This window comes from Methanosaeta sp. UBA458 (genome assembly GCF_002496085.1).
In the GTDB taxonomy this organism is placed as follows: Archaea; Halobacteriota; Methanosarcinia; order Methanotrichales; family Methanotrichaceae; genus Methanothrix; species Methanothrix soehngenii.
Genome location: NZ_DAIK01000075.1, coordinates 1 through 2,833, shown reverse-complemented (window position 1 = coordinate 2,833; position 2,833 = coordinate 1). Strand labels below are relative to the sequence as shown.

Below are 2,833 nucleotides of genomic sequence, written 5' to 3'. Positions count from 1 at the left end.
TTAGGCCGGAGTAGTTTACCTGTCGGGAAAAATAGAGCGTGTGGGCAGAAGACCTGAGCTAAATTCGCGTTTTCCTGGGCTGCTCATTCTTGATTCCGCTCTTCGTCTCGCCATAGACCGGAGAATATGCCTTATTCTTCCGGGGCTTGGATGGATCATGTTTGCCCGGGCCTTCGATTGGCATCCCCTTGGCACCCTTCTTCTTGCTCATAGAACGCTTCACCTCCTGCAATCCCATCTCTTCATTGAGCCGCTGCCTCAAATATGAATAAATGCTGTCCTGCAATGCAGTCTCACTCTGAACTCGATGCGGCCATCATTGCCCAATGAAAGGGATTCTGTCAGATAGCATTGACTTCACTCTCATCACATAAATACCAATACGAATCCAGCCGCAGTTCTGCCGCAGGAAAAGCGATGAAGCAATCAGGCAAAATCTTTTTCGATGATGCCCTTCATATCAATAGATCATTGCATACAACGGAGGATCAAAATGAGATCTATATTGGCAATATCTATGGCAATTCTCTTCGCTTCTGCCCTTATAGGCCCCTCTATGGCCCTGAGCGACTACCAGAAAGGGGTCTTAGACGGCCTGAGCGTAGGATGGAAGATGGCCCAGAAATATGACCAGGCACTCCAGGGCAGCCCTGCAGACTTCAATCAGGCCGTCCCTCAGTATAACGCCTGGATAGAAGAGATATTCGGAAAGAACGAATCCCTGATGCTCATGCCCATATCCACCGTCCCTACCAGGCAGACGGACTCCTACTTCAAGAGCCAGATCATCACCCCGGTGCATTCCATAGACGCCAGCTGGAACCAGACAGGAATCTCCCTTCTGCCGGAGCCGGACGCCTATGGGCTGATAAAGGGAGTTCCTGCTGATGCCTACTACTCCTTCGGCCCTGCCCTGGCGGATTTCTGAACGACAGCGGGATCACATTTATATTTACCCACTCCATTCGATACCTGGAAGTTGATGAGGCGCGAAGATGAAGTCGATGCTTTTAGTCCTATCCATGGCCTGTATCGCTGCCCTGGTCGCTGCCGGGCAGGCGGCCTGTTCTGCTGATTCATTCGCCCAGAACACGACTGAGCACTCCTGGGTATTCGTCAACGGCTATATGGAGGAGTCCCGCATCCTTCAGACCCAGCCTGGCTTTGCTGGACAGAAGGTGGTTCTCGGCTCGAGCGGCAGCGGAGTGGTCACCAGAACCCTCGACTCCGTCACTTATAGGGATTCGGAAATGGACGAGACCTCCCTGGTCACCTCAGTGGAATTCGACTACAAGCCCTACCATCCTCCCCTCAATCAAAGCGACCTGAGAAATGCTCTCTGCGCCAAGAACTATGAGGTGGGCTCGGTATTCTCTGAGACCTACCGGATAGAGAAAGACCTGATTAAGGACACCAAGACCTATCAGGATGACAAGATCTCCGTTTATCAGATCAGCTCTGAGATTCAGGGCTCGGCCAGGATCGGCCAGCGGGTGCAGAAGAACGCCCGCACTGTGCCCACCATGATAATGGGAGGAACCTACATGGGCTATGCCCAGATCAGATCGGAAACCGTAGTGGGAAATATGTCCGTCCTCACTCTGCCCTGCCCCTGAATGAGCTGGAGGGTGGGACCCAGCCTGCGCTGCCCCCCGTTTCACTTCCTTATCTTCGTCTCTTCCCGGATCTGATCAGATCTTCTGCATGTCAAATGCCCAACGGCTGACATTTGGCGCTACATTTCCGCACCTTCTGCACAGCAACACCTCCAGGCCCAGATCTTCGTAGCTCTTTTTCAGCCCCTCGATCTGCTGGGCCTTCTTGAAGGTATAAAAATGGATGATCCCACCCCGTCTCAGCATCCCTGGCAGGGCATCCACTATCCGGTCCATTCCATAGGGGGCGGGCACAATCGCCCGGTCAAACCTTCTTTTCAGGAGGGCTGCCATAGAGAATGCATCCGCATTTATGACCGCGATCCTCTCCGCCACCCCATTCTCCCGGGCGTTCTCCGCCAGCCAGCTGCAGGCCTCCGGGCTCTTCTCCAGGGCCACCACCCTAGCTCCCCGGGCGGCGGGGGGAATGGCGAAGGGGCCCACCCCGGCAAACAAGACCAGCGCCTCTTCCCCTGCCTTTACCTGGACCGCCACCCTCATCCTCTCGTAACCCAGACGGCTGTTGAAAAAGACCCTCGCCACATCCATATGATATCGAAAGCCGAACTCCAGATGAACGGTGACGGAATTCCCCTCGCCTGCCAGAAGCTCCAGGCGGGAGGTTCTCCTCTCCCCCTCCAGGGGGGTGATCTTATTGAAGACCGTACGAACATTCCTGCACTGATCCAAGAGGGCTGAAGCAATCTCATCCTTGTAGCCGTTCAGTTCAGGGTCAAGATAGAGGATAGCGATATCTCCGATCACATGGAAACGGCTGGAAAGACGCGCGAGCCTCTCCTCGGGCACAACTCCCACCAGCCCCTCCTTCAAACGCATCTCATATCACCTCTTAAAAGCAACCCAGGGTGAACTGATCCTGCTGCCGGATCTTTTTGGGCTCGTGGGGGATCTCTAAGAGGTCCATTAGCTGAAAGGCATTTGCTGCCGCCTTGGACCGGGCATGGTTATTGAAGTAGATCCGGACCATTTGCTCACCTATCTCCGCCTCTTTAACTCGTAGGATTGCGAAGGACGGAGCGGGAAGTCCCCATCCTTCAGGGTGGTCTCCCGGACTGCGAGTACGGGGGAGTTGCGACGCAGTCGCAACAGGATGAAAGCGGAGTCCTTTGCCATAATTACTTTCACGCCGCCCTCAACTGATATAAATATTAGGTAAG

6 protein-coding genes are annotated in these 2,833 nt (G+C 54.3%); 2 read left to right on the top strand and 4 right to left on the bottom strand.

Translation table 11 applies throughout. The features are described 5' to 3' along the window. Positions 1–58: 58 nt before the first annotated feature. Entirely contained in the window at positions 59–211 is a 153-nt protein-coding gene (locus BP822_RS05230; RefSeq protein ID WP_157863739.1) for a hypothetical protein, read from the bottom strand. Between the two features lie 282 nt (positions 212–493). Here BP822_RS05230 and BP822_RS05225 point away from each other — a divergent pair, with 282 nt between their 5' ends. Both BP822_RS05225 and BP822_RS05220 read left to right on the top strand, forming a co-directional pair. Next, a complete protein-coding gene (locus tag BP822_RS05225; RefSeq protein ID WP_013719520.1) occupies positions 494–928 on the top strand; it encodes a hypothetical protein in 435 nt (144 codons plus the stop codon). Between the two features lie 67 nt (positions 929–995). Beyond that, positions 996–1,616, top strand: coding sequence for a hypothetical protein (locus BP822_RS05220; protein ID WP_013719519.1), 621 nt, complete (start codon positions 996–998; stop codon positions 1,614–1,616). A gap of 75 nt (positions 1,617–1,691) precedes the next feature. On the opposite strand, the gene BP822_RS05215 is transcribed toward BP822_RS05220, so the two are convergent. The 3 genes from BP822_RS05215 to BP822_RS05205 are packed head-to-tail and all read right to left on the bottom strand — an operon-like array spanning position 1,692 to position 2,789. After that, the gene (locus BP822_RS05215) at positions 1,692–2,492 is read right to left on the bottom strand and encodes a class I SAM-dependent methyltransferase (protein ID WP_286877874.1); all 801 of its coding nucleotides are present in this window, start codon (positions 2,490–2,492) and stop codon (positions 1,692–1,694) included. A gap of 13 nt (positions 2,493–2,505) precedes the next feature. Then, positions 2,506–2,643, bottom strand: coding sequence for a hypothetical protein (locus BP822_RS05210; RefSeq protein WP_157863738.1), 138 nt, complete (start codon positions 2,641–2,643; stop codon positions 2,506–2,508). An 8-nt stretch (positions 2,644–2,651) separates the two neighbouring features. Beyond that, positions 2,652–2,789 (bottom strand): hypothetical protein, encoded by a 138-nt coding sequence (locus BP822_RS05205; RefSeq protein WP_273467307.1) that lies wholly within the window; start codon positions 2,787–2,789, stop codon positions 2,652–2,654. Positions 2,790–2,833 lie beyond the last annotated feature (44 nt).